19 protein-coding genes are annotated in these 18,762 nt (G+C 41.0%); 6 read left to right on the forward strand and 13 right to left on the reverse strand.

From position 1 onward, the window contains the following. Positions 1–34: 34 nt before the first annotated feature. Entirely contained in the window at positions 35–811 is a 777-nt protein-coding gene (gene modA, locus MKY83_RS16060) for a molybdate ABC transporter substrate-binding protein (protein WP_319610286.1), read from the forward strand. Next, positions 811–1,476 (forward strand): molybdate ABC transporter permease subunit, encoded by a 666-nt coding sequence (gene modB / locus MKY83_RS16065; RefSeq protein WP_044140928.1) that lies wholly within the window; start codon positions 811–813, stop codon positions 1,474–1,476. The genes modA and modB overlap by 1 nt, the downstream gene beginning before the upstream one ends. Before the next feature lie 29 nt (positions 1,477–1,505). Here modB and MKY83_RS16070 read toward each other — a convergent pair whose 3' ends face one another. The 10 genes from MKY83_RS16070 to MKY83_RS16115 form a co-directional block, all read right to left on the reverse strand. Continuing rightward, positions 1,506–2,468 (reverse strand): ABC transporter permease, encoded by a 963-nt coding sequence (locus tag MKY83_RS16070; RefSeq protein WP_342487481.1) that lies wholly within the window; start codon positions 2,466–2,468, stop codon positions 1,506–1,508. Next, entirely contained in the window at positions 2,443–3,105 is a 663-nt protein-coding gene (locus MKY83_RS16075) for an ATP-binding cassette domain-containing protein (protein ID WP_342487482.1), read from the reverse strand. The genes MKY83_RS16070 and MKY83_RS16075 overlap by 26 nt, the downstream gene beginning before the upstream one ends. 110 nt (positions 3,106–3,215) lie before the next feature. Then, positions 3,216–3,719, reverse strand: coding sequence for a hypothetical protein (locus MKY83_RS16080; RefSeq protein ID WP_185107858.1), 504 nt, complete (start codon positions 3,717–3,719; stop codon positions 3,216–3,218). Positions 3,720–3,927: 208 nt separating this feature from the next. Further along, a complete protein-coding gene (locus MKY83_RS16085; protein ID WP_012011253.1) occupies positions 3,928–4,773 on the reverse strand; it encodes an aldo/keto reductase in 846 nt (281 codons plus the stop codon). A gap of 69 nt (positions 4,774–4,842) precedes the next feature. Further along, positions 4,843–5,712: an ROK family protein gene (locus tag MKY83_RS16090; RefSeq protein ID WP_342487483.1), complete on the reverse strand. Its 870-nt coding sequence runs from the start codon at positions 5,710–5,712 to the stop codon at positions 4,843–4,845. 63 nt (positions 5,713–5,775) lie between these two features. Beyond that, positions 5,776–7,791: a Na+/H+ antiporter gene (locus tag MKY83_RS16095; RefSeq protein ID WP_003212699.1), complete on the reverse strand. Its 2,016-nt coding sequence runs from the start codon at positions 7,789–7,791 to the stop codon at positions 5,776–5,778. Between the two features lie 322 nt (positions 7,792–8,113). Next, positions 8,114–8,725: a trimeric intracellular cation channel family protein gene (locus tag MKY83_RS16100; RefSeq protein WP_003212961.1), complete on the reverse strand. Its 612-nt coding sequence runs from the start codon at positions 8,723–8,725 to the stop codon at positions 8,114–8,116. A gap of 139 nt (positions 8,726–8,864) precedes the next feature. After that, the gene (locus MKY83_RS16105) at positions 8,865–9,284 is read right to left on the reverse strand and encodes a disulfide oxidoreductase (RefSeq protein WP_268454029.1); all 420 of its coding nucleotides are present in this window, start codon (positions 9,282–9,284) and stop codon (positions 8,865–8,867) included. Continuing rightward, positions 9,281–9,967, reverse strand: a complete 687-nt coding sequence (locus MKY83_RS16110; protein WP_058013689.1) for a DsbA family protein — start codon at positions 9,965–9,967, stop codon at positions 9,281–9,283. Before MKY83_RS16110 ends, MKY83_RS16105 begins: the two co-directional genes overlap by 4 nt. A 143-nt stretch (positions 9,968–10,110) precedes the next feature. Further along, the gene (locus tag MKY83_RS16115) at positions 10,111–12,210 is read right to left on the reverse strand and encodes a heavy metal translocating P-type ATPase (protein ID WP_113768084.1); all 2,100 of its coding nucleotides are present in this window, start codon (positions 12,208–12,210) and stop codon (positions 10,111–10,113) included. Positions 12,211–12,642: 432 nt separating this feature from the next. Here MKY83_RS16115 and MKY83_RS16120 point away from each other — a divergent pair, with 432 nt between their 5' ends. Genes MKY83_RS16120 through MKY83_RS16130 form a run of 3 tightly spaced genes read left to right on the forward strand, consistent with a single transcriptional unit; the run spans position 12,643 to position 15,210 of the window. Next, complete coding sequence (locus tag MKY83_RS16120) at positions 12,643–13,386, forward strand: metal ABC transporter ATP-binding protein (RefSeq protein WP_058013687.1); 744 nt, start codon at positions 12,643–12,645, stop codon at positions 13,384–13,386. Then, positions 13,386–14,258, forward strand: coding sequence for a metal ABC transporter permease (locus MKY83_RS16125; RefSeq protein WP_044138947.1), 873 nt, complete (start codon positions 13,386–13,388; stop codon positions 14,256–14,258). Before MKY83_RS16120 ends, MKY83_RS16125 begins: the two co-directional genes overlap by 1 nt. A 13-nt stretch (positions 14,259–14,271) precedes the next feature. Next, positions 14,272–15,210: a metal ABC transporter substrate-binding protein gene (locus tag MKY83_RS16130; protein WP_113768086.1), complete on the forward strand. Its 939-nt coding sequence runs from the start codon at positions 14,272–14,274 to the stop codon at positions 15,208–15,210. 37 nt (positions 15,211–15,247) lie between these two features. Here the strand turns inward: MKY83_RS16130 and MKY83_RS16135 are convergent, their stop codons facing one another. Continuing rightward, entirely contained in the window at positions 15,248–15,796 is a 549-nt protein-coding gene (locus MKY83_RS16135; protein WP_126740893.1) for a hypothetical protein, read from the reverse strand. A gap of 89 nt (positions 15,797–15,885) precedes the next feature. On the opposite strand from MKY83_RS16135, the gene MKY83_RS16140 reads away from it, so the two are divergent. After that, positions 15,886–16,494: a TetR/AcrR family transcriptional regulator gene (locus MKY83_RS16140; RefSeq protein ID WP_111913089.1), complete on the forward strand. Its 609-nt coding sequence runs from the start codon at positions 15,886–15,888 to the stop codon at positions 16,492–16,494. Positions 16,495–16,511: 17 nt separating this feature from the next. Here MKY83_RS16140 and MKY83_RS16145 read toward each other — a convergent pair whose 3' ends face one another. Together MKY83_RS16145 and MKY83_RS16150 are read right to left on the reverse strand one after the other, a co-directional pair. Next, positions 16,512–17,444 (reverse strand): response regulator, encoded by a 933-nt coding sequence (locus MKY83_RS16145; protein ID WP_342487484.1) that lies wholly within the window; start codon positions 17,442–17,444, stop codon positions 16,512–16,514. After that, positions 17,441–18,757: a sensor histidine kinase gene (locus tag MKY83_RS16150; RefSeq protein ID WP_065098019.1), complete on the reverse strand. Its 1,317-nt coding sequence runs from the start codon at positions 18,755–18,757 to the stop codon at positions 17,441–17,443. Before MKY83_RS16150 ends, MKY83_RS16145 begins: the two co-directional genes overlap by 4 nt. Between the last annotated feature and the right edge of the window lie 5 nt (positions 18,758–18,762).

Here is an 18,762-nt window from a genome sequence, read left to right on the forward strand (position 1 = left end):
AACTACATGATATTGAATGATAAGAGGTGTGAACATGAAGTATATATTCTTAGCCTTCATCTCCATATGTTTGCTTCTGAGTGGATGCCAAACAGAGATGAAGCCATCTAATTCGAATAAAAAAACAGAGCTTGTGATTTCAGCAGCGGCAAGTCTTCAGGATGCACTAAAGGAAATTGAAGCCTCCTTTCACAAACAGCATCCACATGTGACATTAACGAATAACTTCGGGTCATCCGGCGCATTGAAGCAGCAAATCGCTCAAGGAGCAAAAGCGGATCTCTTTTTCTCAGCAGCTGAAGAGCCCTTCGATGAACTTGTTCAATCTGGAGACATTGACCGAGAATATATCAAGGACGCCATACAAAATGAGCTAGTCCTTATTGTGCCAAAAGATGGCTCTTCCTCTATTAAAAGCTTTCAAGACGTCCAGCACATAAAAGGAAAGATTGCTCTTGGCACACCTGAATCGGTTCCTGCTGGTACATATGGAAAAGAGATCTTCACAAAACTGAACATATGGGACCAAGTGAAAAAGAATGCTGTCTATGCCAAAGATGTACGACAAGTTCTAAGCTACGTTGAAACTGAAAATGTCGAAGCAGGTGTTGTGTATAAAACAGACGCCCTCGTCTCCAAAAAGGTAAAGATTACAGCTGAGGCAAATTCGGACATGCACTCCCCGGTTATATATCCAGTAGGGATTGTCAAAGGGACAAAACATCTAACGGAAGCCAAGGCCTTTTTTCAATTTCTTCAATCTGATAAAGCCACATCCATTTTTAAGAAATACGGCTTTCAAGTGTCGTAATGCCTATGCTCACTGAAGACTTTCTATCACCCATTTGGCTGTCCGTTCAAGTGGCCATCGTTAGCGGACTGTTGGCCACTGTCTTTGGCACAACGATTGGCTTCTGGATGAAGCGAACAACTTTTAAAGGGAAAATGATTGTGGAAACGCTCCTGATGATGCCGCTCGTTCTCCCGCCAACAGTCGTTGGCTTTTTATTGCTCGTCGTATTCGGAAAGCATAGTGTAATAGGGGGCGTGATTGAATGGATTTTCCATCAGCCGGTCATTTTCACATGGTGGGCGGCGGTCATTGCTTCGACAGTCGTGGCATTCCCGCTCATGTATCAATCAGCAAAGGCTGGCTTTTCTACAGTTGAGTCAGATATTGAAGGGGCTGCAAAAGTAGATGGCGCTCATTCATTCCAAGTCTTTGCCTATATTACGGTACCTCTTGCCCTGCCATCCCTCTTGTCAGGCAGCATCCTCAGCTTTGCAAGAGCCCTTGGAGAATTCGGAGCGACCTTAATGTTTGCCGGCAACATCCCAGGAAAAACCCAAACACTCCCAACCGCTATTTATGTGGCGATTGATTCTGGACGAATGGAGCTTGCTTGGGCATGGACGATTTGTATTGTGATTTTATCTTTTATTATGCTCTTGGCTGTGCGAAGAAGCAGTACATAAAAAATCCCTCTATATGAGAATAGGGGGATTTAGACTACATATTTACTTTGACGTTTTACAATAGTATAAGTCATCAAAGATGACAGGTAGAATAGCAATGAAATACTAATCAGAATGGTGGTTATATTCATGGGAATAGGCTCAAATAATTGGTAGTTTCCTTTAAACGAAAAAAGGTGCAAAGCTAAGTTGGCGACCATGTTTTTTAAATCAAAGACACCTAAGTTAGGGATCAGTAAAAAATAGACCATATAGATGATCCCTGATAATATAAAACTTCGACATAAACTGCCTAAATAAAAAACAATTGTACTAAATAACCAACTAGTACAAACAACAAACATGAATTGAAGCAATATAGAATGTTCATTACTATCTTTATATGTAAACAATTGAACAGATATATCATTTGATATGGCAGAATAAAAGATATGGCTAGCTATATAAGAAATAAGAGAAAGAATAGGAATCAATAATAGAATGATGACATACAGAGATAATTGCTTAGAAAACAATACATCATTCCACTGATATCGAACTGCCTTTATTTTCAGCGTTTTATATTTAAAATCATATGTTGATAAATAAATAGCATATAAACCAAATACGAGAGGATAAAAGATAAATCCCATCCATTCTAAAGTTGTTGAAATCGTTTGAGTGGGTTCCATCAAATGAAGTGAATGAATAAACTGCTCATAATCATATTTCAAGACATTTTCTACAACTTCCCCCTCAGCTCCGGCTAGTTCTCCTTCTTCTATGTTGACTGGCATCGTCAAAGCCTTCTTAATATCAATCCCGAGCTCTTTGTATTCACTTTCTGTTTTTACATATTGGGCATAGTTGGATTTTGTTGTTTCATATTGAGCATATACATTCCATAACGAAATCAGCATTAATGGAATGAACAAGACAAGAAATGCTTTTGCATAATATTGATATAAAAACTCTTTTTTCATTAATTTAAAGATATGTTTGATAGATGTCACCCAAATCCTCTCCTTTTTCCTGAAAGTCATGGATTTGAATCATTGATTTGTCTTTTAAAATAAACAATTCATCCACAATAGATGAATAAAATTCAAACTGATGACCTGTAGCAATAATCGTCATGTCTTCAGACCATTTCTTAATCATTGCTTTTAATTCCATCATTGTTCCATAATCTAAACCATTTGATATCTCATCTAAGAATAAATATGTTGGTTTTGTTAAGGCAATGAATATGAAACTTAGCTTCTTTTTTTGTCCATATGAGTAATGTTTGACCTTTTTCTTGAGAATCTCATGTGGCAGGTATTCTCTTGCCAGTTCATCACACTTTTTTTGATCAACAGGGCTATTTAACAATAATCTTATATTTTGATAACCGTTTAGATTTAAATAGAGTGGAGTATCATCAAACATCACCTGAATCTCATTTCTTACTTGGTCAATTGGCTGATCGTTATACAAGATTTCCCCTTCATAGTGTTCTAATTGGAGTAAGCATTTCATAAAAGTTGTTTTTCCGGATCCATTCTTGCCCATGATGAAATTTATTTTTTGATGTTTTATTTGAATATGTAAATCTTCAAATACAGGCTGATGTCGATATGTTTTTGTCAATCCTTTTACATCGATCATTTTCCAAAAACCCCTCTTAGTATTTTTTGAGATTATTTATAATATTTAAACAGCGCTACTATGATTTGTAAATAGTTCTTAAGTAGCGCCTTTTCTATTAATCTATTATATTAATCCCAACCATGTTTCCCTTTTCCATTAACCCAAACTCGATCTGTAAAAGAGTTACTCACAAAGGTAACATCTCCCCACGGAGTGGGTGTTCCAAATTTAAGGGTTGTTTTATGTGCCCATTTATGAAGTTTAGATCCCTTATAGTATCTTTTAGACCCATTTTTCACCACTTTGTTAGGGAAGACATAGCCCGCATCTTGAGAACCAGAACTCGATTTGACTTTACCCGAAGAATATTTCCAATCTACATATGATTTGGACCAAGCCATAAAGCTCCCTCTAGATGTGGTTAGCCTTTTAGCATACACTTTCGAAGCACTTGTAGACATCTCACCTTTATTCGTTTCCTTTACTGTTTGTACATACATGGTACTACTAGAATAATCTTCTTGAAGTACTTTTTGCTCCTTACTTAAACCAACATTTGTTGCTTCGGCAAATGTCGTAGGTAGAATCGTGGCACCCAAAGTTAACGACAAGCCAAGAATGACTTTTTTCATATAATTAACCTCCTTTTATTTACAGTTAATAATTTACCATATACTTCATTATAATTCCATAAATCCAATTATATTTAAGGTGGATTTAAGGAGTTCTTAGGATCATAGATTATCTTTCATTAATAAAAAAACACCTTTCTATTAGTCATAGAAGTGTCTCACTCCTACGCCTATCGAAAGGTGTTCTTATCATTATTCTATTGCATTATCATTCAAACCCAACCGTCATCGTCTCTGGATTCGAGCCGACGCGCTCGTTATTGTTTAATGCATCGATTTTTTCCATGTCTTCTTTTGAAAGTTCGAAATCAAAAATATCTGCATTTTGTTTAATGCGTTCTTCGTTGATTGATTTAGGAATCGTCACGACGCCGCTTTGCAGATCCCAGCGCAAGATGACCTGAGCAACAGATTTGTTGTAGCGTGCAGCCATGTCCTTTAATACGTCATGATCTAATAGCTTTCCTTGCATGAGCGGAGACCATGCTTCAATTTGAATGCCTTTTTCTTTTGCGTATTGACGCAGTTCGACAAGTGTCAGTTTCGGATGAAATTCAACTTGGTTCACGGCTGGAACAACCTCAGCATCTTTTAACAGCTCTTCTAAATGCTGAATGTAGAAGTTGCTGACGCCAATGGCTCTCACTTTCCCATCCTTGTAAAGCTTCTCAAGCGCACGCCATGTGTCTTTAAATGTTTCTGCATTTGGGCCAGGCCAATGAATCAAATAGAGGTCTAAGTAATCAAGACCTAATCGATTCAAGCTTGCGTCAAATGCAGCCAGTGCTTTATCATAGCCTTGATCCGTATTCCATACTTTAGACGTAATGAACAAATCTTCTCGTTTCACGCCAGATTCTTTAATCGCTTTGCCTACGCCTGTCTCATTTTTATAAACGGCAGCCGTATCAATACTGCGGTATCCGTTTCGTATGGCTGCTTTTACGGCATCTACCACTTGATTGCCGTCCTCCACTTTGAATACACCTAAACCAAACCAAGGCATTTCCACTCCGTTATTCAGTGTTACGGTATCATTCAAGCTTTTAACCATTTTAACAACCACCTTTTTCATAGATTCCATCTTTTTCATTATCTCACGTTGTCCATTAAAACTCTATTATCAGGCGTTTTTCTTCGCTTCGATGGCTAACAGCAAAGCTCCTGTCATGCCTGCCTTGTCCTCAAGTCCAGGAGAGACAATGTATGTATCAAGCGGCGGCAGGTCTACATAATCATTGAGATAAGCAGCAAGCTTCTCTCGAATTAGTGGAAACAGCTGTTTTTGCTTCATGACGCCCCCGCCCATAATGATGCGCTCTGGGCTTAAAATGAGCGAGTATTGCATCAGTGCCTGCGCCAAATAATCGGCTTCAAGTGCCCAAACTGCTTCTTCCTCTGTGAGCTCTTTGGCAGATTTCCCCCACCTTTTCTCAATCGCTGGGCCAGCTGCCAGTCCTTCTAAACACGTTCCATGCGCTGGGCAGACTCCTTCAAATGGGTCTGATTCATGCTGCCTGACAAGGATGTGCCCCATCTCTGGATGCGAATGACCGTGAAGAAGCTCGTTTTTTACAATAGCGCCAGCACCGATCCCCGTACCGACCGTGATATACATACAGCTATTCAGCCCTTTGGCTGCTCCTTTTGTTAATTCACCTAAAGCTGCCGCATTGACATCTGTTGTAAAAGATACTGGGACTTCTAATTGCTTCTCTAGCTCTGGGATGAACGGGTAATGCTTCCACTCTACTTTCGGCGTGTTCATGATATAACCATAAGAAGGGTCGTCCTTTTGGACACAAATCGGTCCAAAGGAGCCGACCCCTAATGCTTCAATGTCATGCTGCTCGAAAAATGGGATGAGCTTTTGTAACGTTTTTTCTGGGTGCTCTGTAGGAATCGTCATTTCTTCGAGAATGTCCCCGTACTCATTGCCAATTGCACAACAAAACTTTGTACCGCCAGCTTCAATTGCTCCATAATACGCCATCATTGATCTCCCCCTGCTCGTTCTCTTTCTTCATCATAAAACATAGGGGAAAAGATGACAACATTACGTATTGGTCAAGAGAACAGCTTCCATATCATTGATATACTCCCTTAAATGATGGGCAATATCACGATTGATTTCACCATTTTCATACAAAGTTTGAATTTCATTTCGAATCGTCTGTACAGCTTGGAAGTTAAGCTCTTTTTTCTTCCGGTCAAACGAACGATCTTTTTGCTGAAAGAAGCTTGGACCGTGTTCACATCGATAAATGACTTGGTTGTAAAAGCCAATCACTTGGTGACACGTTTGTTTATTTTCATCGGTCATATGCTGTTTGATCGAGTCCACAGCAGCCTCTGCCGTTTTCTTACGGATTTGCTTGTACGAGTCTTCGTTTTCTAAAATACCGCTGGAAACGAGCTGATTCGGTCGCCATAATTGGAGCCATTGAAGCAAGCGCAGGAACTTCACTTTTGAAAAACGAATTTTGAAGGAGTTTGAATACAGCATTTCCAGCTCATGAAATCTCTCCTGTAGCTCATAGGCTTCTTCTTTATCTAATTTCTCTTCATCAATTAATTGCTGAAGCTTCATTTGTTCTGCTTTAATTCCATGCAATCTGATTTTTCGTTCCTGTCTTCTCATCCCGAATTGGTACGGCTCACGCTGGATATTACGCAGCTTCATTCGGTAATCATTAATGAGTGCTAGAGACACTTCCCTGTTGTCTTCATTCATTCCTTCTCTTAAGGTTTTAATGGCACTTCTCAGCAGCTTCCGTTTCGCATGCTGAACCTTTGTATCCAAATCCACGGCGATTTGCTTGTCTTTTTTCTCAGATAAAAGAGGCAATAATACACTAGCTAAAATGAGTGTACATAAAATGACGCCTGCTGCGAGGAAAATAATCAAATGCCGCTCGGGGAATGGTGATCCGTCCGCAAGCGTAAATGGTATTGAGAAGGCACCAGCTAAAGTGACAGCACCACGAACACCAGAGAATGTCATCAGCATCGAAGCACGCAGCTTCGGTTTTTTCACATTCTGCTTTTTCGTTACACTCCAGTTACCTGCCCAGAAGAGCCATACCCATAAGAATCTCAGGATCATGAGACATAGCGTGATGATTAAGATGTAACTGATGACCTGCATATTATTAAACGCTTCATCCTGGAAAATCACTGTCGATACATCAGGAATCTGTAATCCAAGAATAACGAAAACAAGTCCGTTTAAAATAAATAAAATAATATTCCAAGTGTTTGATGAAGCAATTTGCAGTTTGGCTAAATTTGCTTCCATTCGATCCTGCTCAATAGCGTGTGTCACACCGCCAGCAACAACGGCTAAAATACCGGATACACCAATTTCTTCAGCTGCTAAATAGATGACAAATGGTGTAAGGATTTGCAGAATGATATGCATCGTGACATCGTCCATTCCTAAACGGCGGAGAAAATAGCGAAAACGAATGATAAAAAAGGATAGAATAAATCCAGTCAATAGACCACCTGCGGCAATTAAGACAAAGCTAAAGGATGCCTCAGCAATTGAAAAAGCGCCAGTTACTGTTGCTGCAATGGCAAATTTAAAGGCAACAAGTCCTGATGCATCGTTCATTAATCCCTCGCCTTCCAGCAATCTCATGATGCCCTTTGGCATGTTCACACGGCTGGAAAGAGCACTGACTGCTACCACATCTGTCGGTGATAAAATCGCTGCAAGCGCAAATGCGGCTGGAAGCGGAATGCTTGGGATCATCCAATGGATGGTATATCCCGCGACAATGACTGTCGCAAATACTAATCCTAGGGCTAACAGAAGAATCGGCGCTCTTAATTTCCACAGCTCGTCCCTTGGGGTACGCTTCCCGTCATTAAATAACAGCGGCGCAATGAATAAAACGAAGAATAGTTCAGGATTTAAAGAAATATGTAAACCTGAAGGAAAAGCTGCCACCAGTATTCCTAAGCCCACTTGAATTAACGGGACTGGAATAAAGGGGACAAAACGATTGATAATATTAGATGATGCAATGAGTGCAAGTAGTACGAGCACTGCCAAAAAAATCTCCACTAGTACGTGTCCCTCCTATTTTAATTTTTTCGTCAAGTTTTGCTTACATGCAAAGATGTGTTCATTTCGAGTTGATTCATCCGTCCGATCATAGGAGCTTCTTTAGTATTCCGCAAAATGTGAAACCAACACATAACAATCCATCTAGGCAAAAAAAGGCTGAATCCAGATATTCAGCCAGCTGACAAAATTTTCATCATATGTATTGTTCCAATGATGAACAAAAAGACCCTGCTTTTATTTTACACGAAAACTCCATTACCTGCTGACATCCAGCTCGTATCAAACACAAAAAAAAGAGCGAAATCGCTCTTTTCTCGTTTTACCCTTTATTTAAAAAATAAGACCTAGCGGGAAGCCGCCATTTGAATAGATAGGAACAAACCCTGCATACGACGAGGATGAGAAACAGCAAATACAAAGCAATCTCTCCTTGTGCTAAACCGAGTCCTACGAGTAAGCCGCCAAGTGCTGCCCAGACTGCGTAAATCTCTGCTTTTAGCACAAGCGGCTTTCGCCCTGCCAATAAATCACGCACAATTCCGCCACCGCTTCCAGTCAGAATGGCTGCCACAATGACCGCACTGAGTGGAAGCTCTCTTTGCACAGCAAATAATGCACCTTGAATCGCAAACGCTGCTAAGCCAATCGCATCCGAGAAATTCCCCCATGTGCTCCAGTGCTTGAGCAAAAGCTTTGGAAAAAGAAACACAATCGTAATGGATACAAGAGCAATGGTAAACATCTTGCCCTGTGACCATAAAGCAGACACCGGAAGACCGATTAATAGATTCCGAATCGCTCCACCGCCAAATGCTGTCACAATCCCTAAAATGTACACACCAAGAATATCGTACTCTTCCTCCATTGCCACTATCGCACCACTAATGGCGAATGCGATAATACCAATGATACTTAAGACTTCCCATGCCATTTTCCGCTTATCTCCTTACATGATCTGATCATCTAACACTACTCCCTTAATGTATATCTGACATAAGCGAAAAGCAATACAAATTTTCTTTAAATTTTATCTTTTTGCAAAAATAAAAAATAGCCCGCTGAAAAGCAGGCTATCTCTCATCTTCTTTTGCATTTAACAGCAGCATACTGATGATGATCAGAATAAATGCAATAAGTGCTAACAGCGGAATGGTGATAAAACCAAACCAGTTCAAATAATCAACAGAACAAGGAATACCGCTGAGGCAAGGGCGAATCGACGCAAAGCCTGGGATCTTTTGTTCCATATAATGATAGATGGAAAAGCCAGCACCGATCACAGCCAAAGGCAGTACGTAATACTTCACTTTGACATCACCCCGGAACGTAGCAATTCCAAGTAAAAGCACGAGCGGGTACATGAAAATGCGTTGGAACCAGCACATATCGCATGGAATAAACTTCTTAATTTCACTTAAATACAGGCTGCTCATCGTCGCAACGATCGAGACAATCCAAGCACTGTACAAGTAAATAAGCTTATTCTTCATGATTTCTTCCCTTTGAGCTCTTGATCAATTAATTCTTTGATTTCATCATAGTCATAGAAGTTTTGAACTTGTTTATTGTTAATCAAAATCGTTGGTGTTGAATTCACTTTGTATTTGTTCACAAGCTGATCGTCTGTGTTCAGCTGCGGCTGATACGTTTTCTTTGATAGGTTATCTTTGAGTTTGTCCGTATCAATTTTTGTTGTCTTTTTCGCTAATTCAGTCAGCTTAGCAGGCGTAACCCATTCTGCTTCACTATCTGGCTGTGCTTGATAGACAGCTTCATGGAATGCCCAGAAGTTTTTTGGATCTTCTTTCCATACTTCTTCAGAAGCTAGTGCTGCTAACACTGCGCCATCTCCATGAACAGGCAGTGGCAAGTTAATAAATGAAAATGATACATCGCCTTTATCTATGTAGTCTGCTTTCAGTTTTGGGAAAATGTCTGTTTCGAATGATTTACATGACGGACATTTGTAGTCCCCAAACTCGACAATTTGCACCGCTGCGTTTTTGTCTCCTATGACAGGCTGTCCTTTAATCGAAGGCTTACTGTCAACTGTTTGTGCTTCTTGGCTGTTCTTGTTTCCAATCACAACAAATATACCGATGAGAAGAGCTGCGATAATGGTTAAAATGACAGCAAATTTAATGGATGAAGATTGATTATTTTTCTTACTCACATAAGCACCTACCTTATCTTTATCATTCCTTTAAAAAAGAAGTTGGATAATAGCTTAGAAAAATGCCATTATCCAACTTCTTCTATTTTAACAAGAGGGGGTCCATTATGAAAGATGGTATTCATGAAATTTTCCTTACAATTTTATTTCATGACCCTCATCGCATTTAAAACAGCGAGTACGGTGACACCGACATCCGAGAAGACCGCTTCCCACATCGTCGCAATTCCGAATGCTCCGAGTAATAGGAAAACGCCTTTGACACCAAGGGCAAATGCGATATTCTGCCATACAATCCTTCTTGTTCGTTTTGCGACAGCGATGGCTTCTGCTACCTTTGATGGCTGGTCCGTCATGATGACGATATCAGCGGCTTCGACAGCTGCATCTGAACCAAGCCCGCCCATTGCAATTCCTATGTCTGCTCTTGCTAATACCGGTGTATCATTAATGCCGTCCCCAACAAATAATAGCTTTTCTTGAGGCGCTTTTTTCTGATCAATTTCTTCTAATTTCGTTACTTTATCCTGCGGTAATAATTCTGCATGTACTTCATCAATGCCAATTTGCTTAGCGACCGCAGTTCCGACTTGCTTAGCATCACCAGTGAGCATGACGGTTTGAATACCAGACGCTTTTAGAGCAGAAACGGCTTCGATTGCATCGTCCTTCAATTCATCTGCGATCAAGATTGATCCGGCAAACTCACCGTTAATTGCCATGTACACAACGGTTCCGCTTCTTTTTTCTTTTTCATACGCAATACCTTCTCGCTCCATCAAGCGGTAATTTCCCGCTAAGACGTGAGAACCGCTGATGGTCGCTTTAATTCCATGTCCCGCGATATCCTCATATGCTTCGATCTGACTTTCATCAAGCGGTGAGCTGTACGCCGCTTTAATCGATTCTGCAATAGGATGAGAGGAATGGGCTTCTGCTAGTGCTGCAAAAGAAAGCAGCTCTTCTTCTGACCACTTGTCACTGGCTGTGACAATATTGGTCACTGTAAAGTTTCCTTTTGTAAGCGTGCCCGTCTTATCAAATACCGCATATTTCACAGAATTCAATGCTTCTAAATAGTTACTGCCTTTGACAAGGATGCCTCGTTTAGACGCTGCCCCAATTCCCCCGAAAAATCCTAATGGAATGGATACAACAAGAGCACAAGGACAAGAGATCACGAGAAAGACAAGTGCCCGGTACACCCAATCAGACAATTGTGCTGATGGAATAAGAAGCGGCGGCACAAAGGCAAGCAATAAGGCGAGCACGACGACAGCCGGTGTATAATATTTCGCAAATTTTGTAATGAAATTTTCTGTCTGCGCTTTTCGGCTGCTTGCATTCTCAACCAAATCTAAAATTTTCGTCACGGCCGATTCGCTTAACTCTTTTTGCACTTCAATTTCAAGTATACCGTTTTGATTCACAAATCCTGCAAGAACTTCTTTTCCCGCTTCTACATCCCGCGGCACCGACTCCCCTGTTAATGCGGATGTATCAACAAGTGAGAAGCCCTCAATAACGAGCCCATCCAGCGGAATTTTTTCACCAGGCTTCACGACAATACGGTCACCGACTTTTACTTCTTCTGGATTCACTTTTTTCGTTTCATTTCCGACTTTTAGATTCGCGTATTCTGGACGTATATTCATTAATTCACTAATTGAACGTCTTGAACGGTTCACTGCCGCCCCTTGGAAGAGCTCTCCAATTTGGTAAAAGAGCATCACTGCCAGTGCCTCTGGATATTGCTGAATAACAAAAGCACCAACTGTTGCAATGGTCATTAAAAAGTTCTCATCAAATACTTGGCCTCGCACGATATTTTTCAGCGCTTTAAAAACCACATCACCGCCGACTAGTAAATATGCTGCGAAGAACATAAGGAACTTTAATATACCATCTTCAGGTATAAAGAAAGCGGCTGTTCCAATGACTGCACCGCCAATTAATTTCAGCACAATCGTTTTTAAATTTTTCGTCCCGTGATCATGATCGTGATGATGACCATCTTCTTTCGGTGATACACTCACATGAGGTTCAATGGACTGAACAGTTTTTTCAATTCGCTTTGACATCGTTTCTTGCTTATCTGCATGCGTCACAGTCAAGGTGCCTGTCGCAAAGTTAACAGAGCAAGCTTCCACTCCATCCATTTTGCTGACACCTGTTTCTATTTTACGTGCACAGTTGCCGCAATCAAGACCGCTTAATACGTATTCATCCTTCATCTTTTTCATGTTCTCACCTTTTTCTATATGATAAGTAACGTTCCCTGGATCGATTCAACCTATTAAAAATTAAAAACTTTATATATGAGCATATATTCATATATTGGATTACCCTTATTATATGAGGATTTCTTATCTTCTGTCAATCATTTATGAAGAAATAATTGGTTTTTTTGTGTCCCATTCTGTCACACGGATTTTCAATAAACCAAGCTCATGCCCACCGCTCTGCGCATAACATAAAAACGATCATTTGCCCTCTGACAGAATAAGATATAGTTTTTCTCTTTACAAAAGAAGGACAGACGCTTAGAATAAAATAAAAGTTTCCCTAAGGAAACAAAATAGCATTAGAGAATCATTTCATCCTTTAGTCAAAATTATTTAATGTATGCATATATCTTTAGGAAGTGCAATGATGATTGAAAGGGGCCGCAAGAGATGCCAAATGCTTTAACAATCGACCGTCTTCATGTCTCATATCATGGGCAGGATGCTTTAGAGAACATCTCTCTTTCCATACAGGAAGGAACGATGACAGGAATCATAGGTCCAAATGGTGCCGGTAAATCGACTTTACTCAAAGCATGTTTAGATTTAATTGAAAAAGACCAAGGGGATATTCGCTTTTTTGAACAGCCCTTTAAACAAGTTAGAAAACAGATCGCCTATGTACCTCAGAGAAATGATCTAGACTGGACGTTTCCTATTCATGTGCTGGATACCGTCCTACTTGGAACATATCCGAAGCTTGGCCTGATCAAACGTCCGAAAAAAGAAGACCGGGCATATGCATACCACTGTTTAGAAAAAGTCGGCATGCAGGACTTTGCCAAAAGACAAATTGGTGAGTTATCCGGCGGTCAACAACAGCGTGTCTTCCTTGCAAGAGCACTTGCGCAAAACGCACAGCTCTTCTGTTTGGATGAACCATTTGTTGGAATTGATATGGCAAGTGAAGAAACAATGATTCGCATTTTGAAGGAATTACGGGATGAAGGAAAAACCATTTTAGTGGTCCATCATGATTTAAGTAAAGCCGATGATTACTTCAGTCATCTCGTTCTGTTAAATAAAAAACTCATCAAAGCGGGACCTGTACACGACATCCTTCGCCCAGAGGTCATGCTGGAGGCATATGAAACGCAGCTACCATTCTTAAAATCAGCAGGAGGAGACGTGTAATGGAATTTTTAACCGGACTCTTTGAATATGCGTTTTTACAAAAAGCGTTATTTACATCCGTGATGGTAGGCATTATTTGCGGGGTCATTGGCTGCTTTATCATTTTACGGGGCATGGCATTGATGGGAGACGCCATATCGCATGCTGTGCTGCCAGGTGTCGCCATCTCTTATATGCTGGGAATTAACTTTTTCTTCGGAGCCGTCTTAACTGGCGTATTAACAGCGATTGGGATCGGATACGTGAGTCAAAACAGCCGCATTAAAAATGACTCTGCGATTGGCATTGTCTTCACCGCTTTTTTCTCAATCGGGATCATTTTGATCACATTTTTGAAAAGTTCCAGTGATTTATATCATATCTTGTTTGGAAACGTTCTAGCTGTTCGATCATCTGATATGTGGATTACGCTTGGCATCGGCATTTTTATCCTGCTGGCCGTTATCGTTTTCTACAAAGAATTGCTCATTAGTTCATTTGATCCGGTGATTTCTTCGGTTTACGGTTTACCGAATCGAATGATCCATTATTTTCTCATGACGTTGTTGACCCTTGTGACCGTTGCTTCATTGCAAACTGTTGGGATTATTCTTGTCGTTGCCATGCTTATTACGCCGGCAGCCACTGCGTATCTCTTAACAGACCGGCTATGGATTATGATTTATTTATCTGCATTTTTCGGGGCAGTTTCTGCCGTCGTCGGACTTGGGCTTAGTTTTACGTATAACTTGTCGTCTGGCGCTTCTATCGTGCTAGTTGCGACCATTTTATTCGGGAGTGCCTTTATCCTTTCACCAAAGCAAGGAATTCTATGGAGATCATTAAGGTCTAAACGAAAACGAACGCAGCTAAAAAAGGAAGCGTCTATGTAAAAGGAGGACATATATGAAGAAGGTATTTGCAATCCGTTTGACCGCAGTATTCATTGCCCTTATGGTCATCACAGGCTGTTCTACAAAACAAAATAATTCCGGCAAAGATGACGGCACATTAAAAGTCGTCACGACCTACTCCATTCTTTATGACATTGTGAAGGAAGTAGGCGGAGAGCACGTCTCTATTCACAGCATTGTTCCCATTGGTACAGACCCACATGAATTTGATCCACTGCCAAAGGATGTTCAGCATACAACGGATGCAGACCTTGTTCTATATAATGGTTTAAACCTTGAAACAGGGAATGGCTGGTTTCAAAAGCTGCTCGAATCGAGTGGCAAGGACGGGGATGATGCACCTGTAGCCGAATTAAGTAAAGGCGTCAAAGTAAAGCACTTGTCTTCAAAAGGACTGGAAAGCCAGCAGGACCCCCATGCCTGGCTAAATGTCGAAAATGGGATTCTGTATGCTAAAAATGCCAGAGATGCACTTATTAAAGCGGACCCTGAGCATCAAGAGGATTACGAAAAAAATACAGAAGCCTATATCAAAAAGCTTCAAGCGCTTCATGATGAAGCAAAAGACAAGTTCGACCAGCTGCCAAAAGACAAAAAGCGTCTTGTGACAAGTGAGGGAGCCTTCAAGTATTTTGCAGATGCCTATGGACTGAAGGCAGGCTACATTTGGGAGATTAACACAGAAAATGAAGGAACACCTGGACAAATGAAGCGCATCATTCATTTCGTCAAAGATCATCAAGTGCCTGCGCTCTTTCTTGAAACAAGTGTCGATCAACGCAGCCTTGAAAGCCTATCTGAAGAAACTGGGGTTCCGATTAAAGGAAAAGTATTTACTGACTCCATTGGAAAGAAAGGTGAAGATGGAGACAGCTACTATAAGATGATGAAATGGAATATTGACACCATTTACAAAGGGCTTTCATCATAAGAAAAGACAGGCGGAGTGATTTCGCCTGTCTTTTTTATTAGCTGGCTATATTTTGCGGGTGTTTTTTCGGCCAGATCACATAGCTGATGCTAATGACGAAATCAATGGCTAAGACCATTCCCCATACTCTCGCTAGCTGCATCAGTGCTTCCGTTCGTTCTGGTGCTTGGATGAGGTAGGATAACCCAATTAGTAGACCGGCTCCGATGACATAAGAGACGAGATGCCGCGTCCAGCCGACTATTTCATACACAGACCGTTCCTTCCCGTACTTTGGTCTTCCCTTCGGCTTAGGGCCTCCTGCAAATCGATAAGCAAACCGGACATCTGCCCATTTCACCATTTGATGTCCAAAAGCGAGGCTCACCCCAATATAAACAGCCGCGAGCCCGTGAATGACACTCGCCACAGCCCCCTGCCTTAAATCCATATAAGTCGCTGCAAGAAGAATGAGATCCAAAATCGGTGTACAAATGAGAAAAAAGGCGCCCCACTTTTTCTGTCTAAACACATAACGAAGTGTTAAACCCACCAGAATAAACAGCCAAAATCCAATTTCACATGCCACAATCAATAACCCGATCAATATTCACCACATCCTTTTTAATACAATTGTATTAAATAAAAAGTAACACAACTGTGTTAAAAAAACAATAGCTGTGCTAAAATCAATGTATGCCAAAAATCGTCGATCACCATAAACAAAAACAAAAAGTCGCTCAAGCTGCCATGAGAGTGATTAAACAGGATGGATTGGAGAACGCTTCTGTACGAAAAGTAGCGGTAGAAGCTGGCATTTCAGCGGGCTCTATGCGCCATTATTTCTCCACACAGCAGGAGCTATTTCTTTTCTCTATGACATTGATTCAGGAAAGAGTCAAAGAGCGGATGACAGGACTTCAGCTGAACGGTTCAACGGAAGAAAATGTCCTCGCGTTATTGGAACAGGTTCTTCCACTTGATGAAGAACGAAGATTTGAAATGGAGGTGTGGCAGGCTTTTACAGTCAAGTCGATGACTGAACCTGATTTACAGCCGCTCAATGCAAAGATGTATGACGAGCTTTTCCAAATGACCCAATATTGTTTAATGAAATTAAAAGAGGATGGGCTCTTGCTTGATCATATCGATCTTTTAGTCGAAACTGAGCGGCTTTATGCGGTCATCAACGGACTTGCATTGAATGGAATCTTGCAGCCTCATCGCTTACCGCCTCAGCTCATACGCTCCGTACTGCAGATGCACCTGCAATCCATCACCAAAAAAGACATGTCCCCCTCATGAGGGAGCATGTCTTTTTTTTAATCTTCCATAAAAATACGTTTTGCTTCGTAGTAGAGCACCTGCACAAATTTCTTCACATTGATACGGGTATGTTCTTCTCTACCGCTGGTCTCTTTTGTTAATTCACTCATTTTCTTTCGCACGATGGTGAAATCAAAGAATTTAGATGCGTAATTTTCAAAGGTCGGATGAGAAAAATCGGTTAACCCAAGTGATGCGATATGTTTCAATGATTGGTTGATCGCACGCCTTACTCGCTGTTCCGCTGCCTTCGCTTCTCTTGCAATGTCTGCCGATGTGTAAGGCTCATTTAATTTTCCCTCGGTGACGCCCGTGAAAATAACCTTTAAAGAAGGAAAGGAATCATGATGATCGGTATGCAGCGCTAAATATTGATCTGTGAAGAGAATCATATCTAATAAATCTTTAGACCCCTTCTCACCGACAATCCCAAGCTCCGCCAGCAAGAACTGACCTGCCTCTGCAAGACTTTTCCCCCGCTGCTTCGTTTTCGTCTGACCGCGCTGCTGAAACTGCATGACGGATTTGAGTGAGTGCTGAATATTTTCAATTGAATGCTCTAAATGAAGCCGCTCAATCATGAGGTGGAGCACACTTAAGACCTCTACACGATTGATTGGCTTTGTTACATAATACTCAACACCAAGCGTATACGCCTGGCCGATTAATTCCTTTGTTTCTACCTGTGACAGCATTAAGTATTTCCCATGAAACTCATCCTTAATAGCTCGAATCGTTTCAAGTCCGTCTCGTTCCGGCATCAATAGATCAATACATAAGATATCAATATGCAAATCATTTAAGTAGCTTGCTGTTAATTCTGCGCCATCCTCTGCTTCCCCCGCGACAATGCCAAGCTCTTCATCTTCAATAAGCTGAGCCAGTGAAGAACGCACGGCTTCATCATCATCCACAATAAAAAATCTCATCTCCCAACCCCCTCTTTTCTACTAACTTGATCCAATGGTATCGTTAACGTGAAAATCGTTTGTTTATTTGGGATACTCCTCATCTCAACACTTCCGCCAAGCTTCTCCGCTGTATCCTTCACATAGGAAAGCCCGATACCGCTTGATGGATTCCCAGCCTGATCGTATTTTAAAGTAAAACCGGGTTTAAAAATCACATGATGATTACGCTCTTTAATGCCAGGCCCGTTGTCACTAATTTGAAAAATCACATGGTTCTCTTTCTGGGAAATAGAGAGAGACACCTCTCCATCCACCGGAATGGCTTCGACAGCATTGGAAACGATATTATTTAACAAAGATAGAATGGTATACACGTGATAGGCGGGATGCTGCCCATCTTCATCATAATGAAAGACAATGTTTTTTTTAAGAGATTCTGCGTAATTTTCATGGATACGAATCACAAGCCCAGCAATATGGGCAGGACTTGCATAAGCCTGGAAATTTTCTTCATGAATCAGCTTTGATAAGGCAGAAAAAATCCGCTGGTTATCCTTTTTGATCTCATGCACCTCTCCTGCAATTTGCAGGGCTGTTTTTCCGAGCTTTTTCAAATCCACTGACTCTGCATCCTTTGCGTGATGCAGAGATTGATACAATTGATAGGATGTCGCTGTAATGTGCTCAGCATGTGCAAGTGTTTTATGAAAGTATGTAGATTCCGTGTAAAGATTAGACAGGAGCATGAGCAGATGTTCCTTTTCCTTTTTCATTTGACGCTCTCTCGCCTGCTCTTCATATAAGCGAATCATTGTATAACAAGCCAACACGAAAAAGCTTCTAAAAATCGCTAAAACGAAAAGTTGAAACAGCGTCCGCATCGTTAAAATTTCATCGATGGTGCCACGAAGTGCAATCATTTCAACAACGCTCGCACATAGCTCCATGATGATACCTGTCGCTCCAATCAGCCAAGGCTGATCGCGGAAACGTCTGACCTTTAATAAATAAAAGAGCGTGCCGTAGACGACGTAATAAAGCAGGGGAGGAAATCTGAATGAAATCGCCTCTTCCAGCGGAAGATGACCTGTGACGGCTGTATCAAGAAGCACGCGAAACGCAAAAACAGAAACCCCTGCAATGATACCGCTTGCCCATGCCGGGAATTTTTTCATTTGAAGCAGGATAAAGAAAAAGACAACGGTTCCAAAGCTGACCCGAAAGCTGTCCTCAAAAGGATAAAATTTAAACTCTCCGCCAATCGGTGTCAGTACAATGAGCATCACAATTAAATAAGGCTCTGTATTTAGCCATTTTTTCAGTAGATTCAAACGCA

Source organism: Bacillus sp. FSL M8-0266 (assembly GCF_038613425.1).
GTDB classification, from domain to species: Bacteria; Bacillota; Bacilli; order Bacillales; family Bacillaceae; genus Bacillus; species Bacillus pumilus.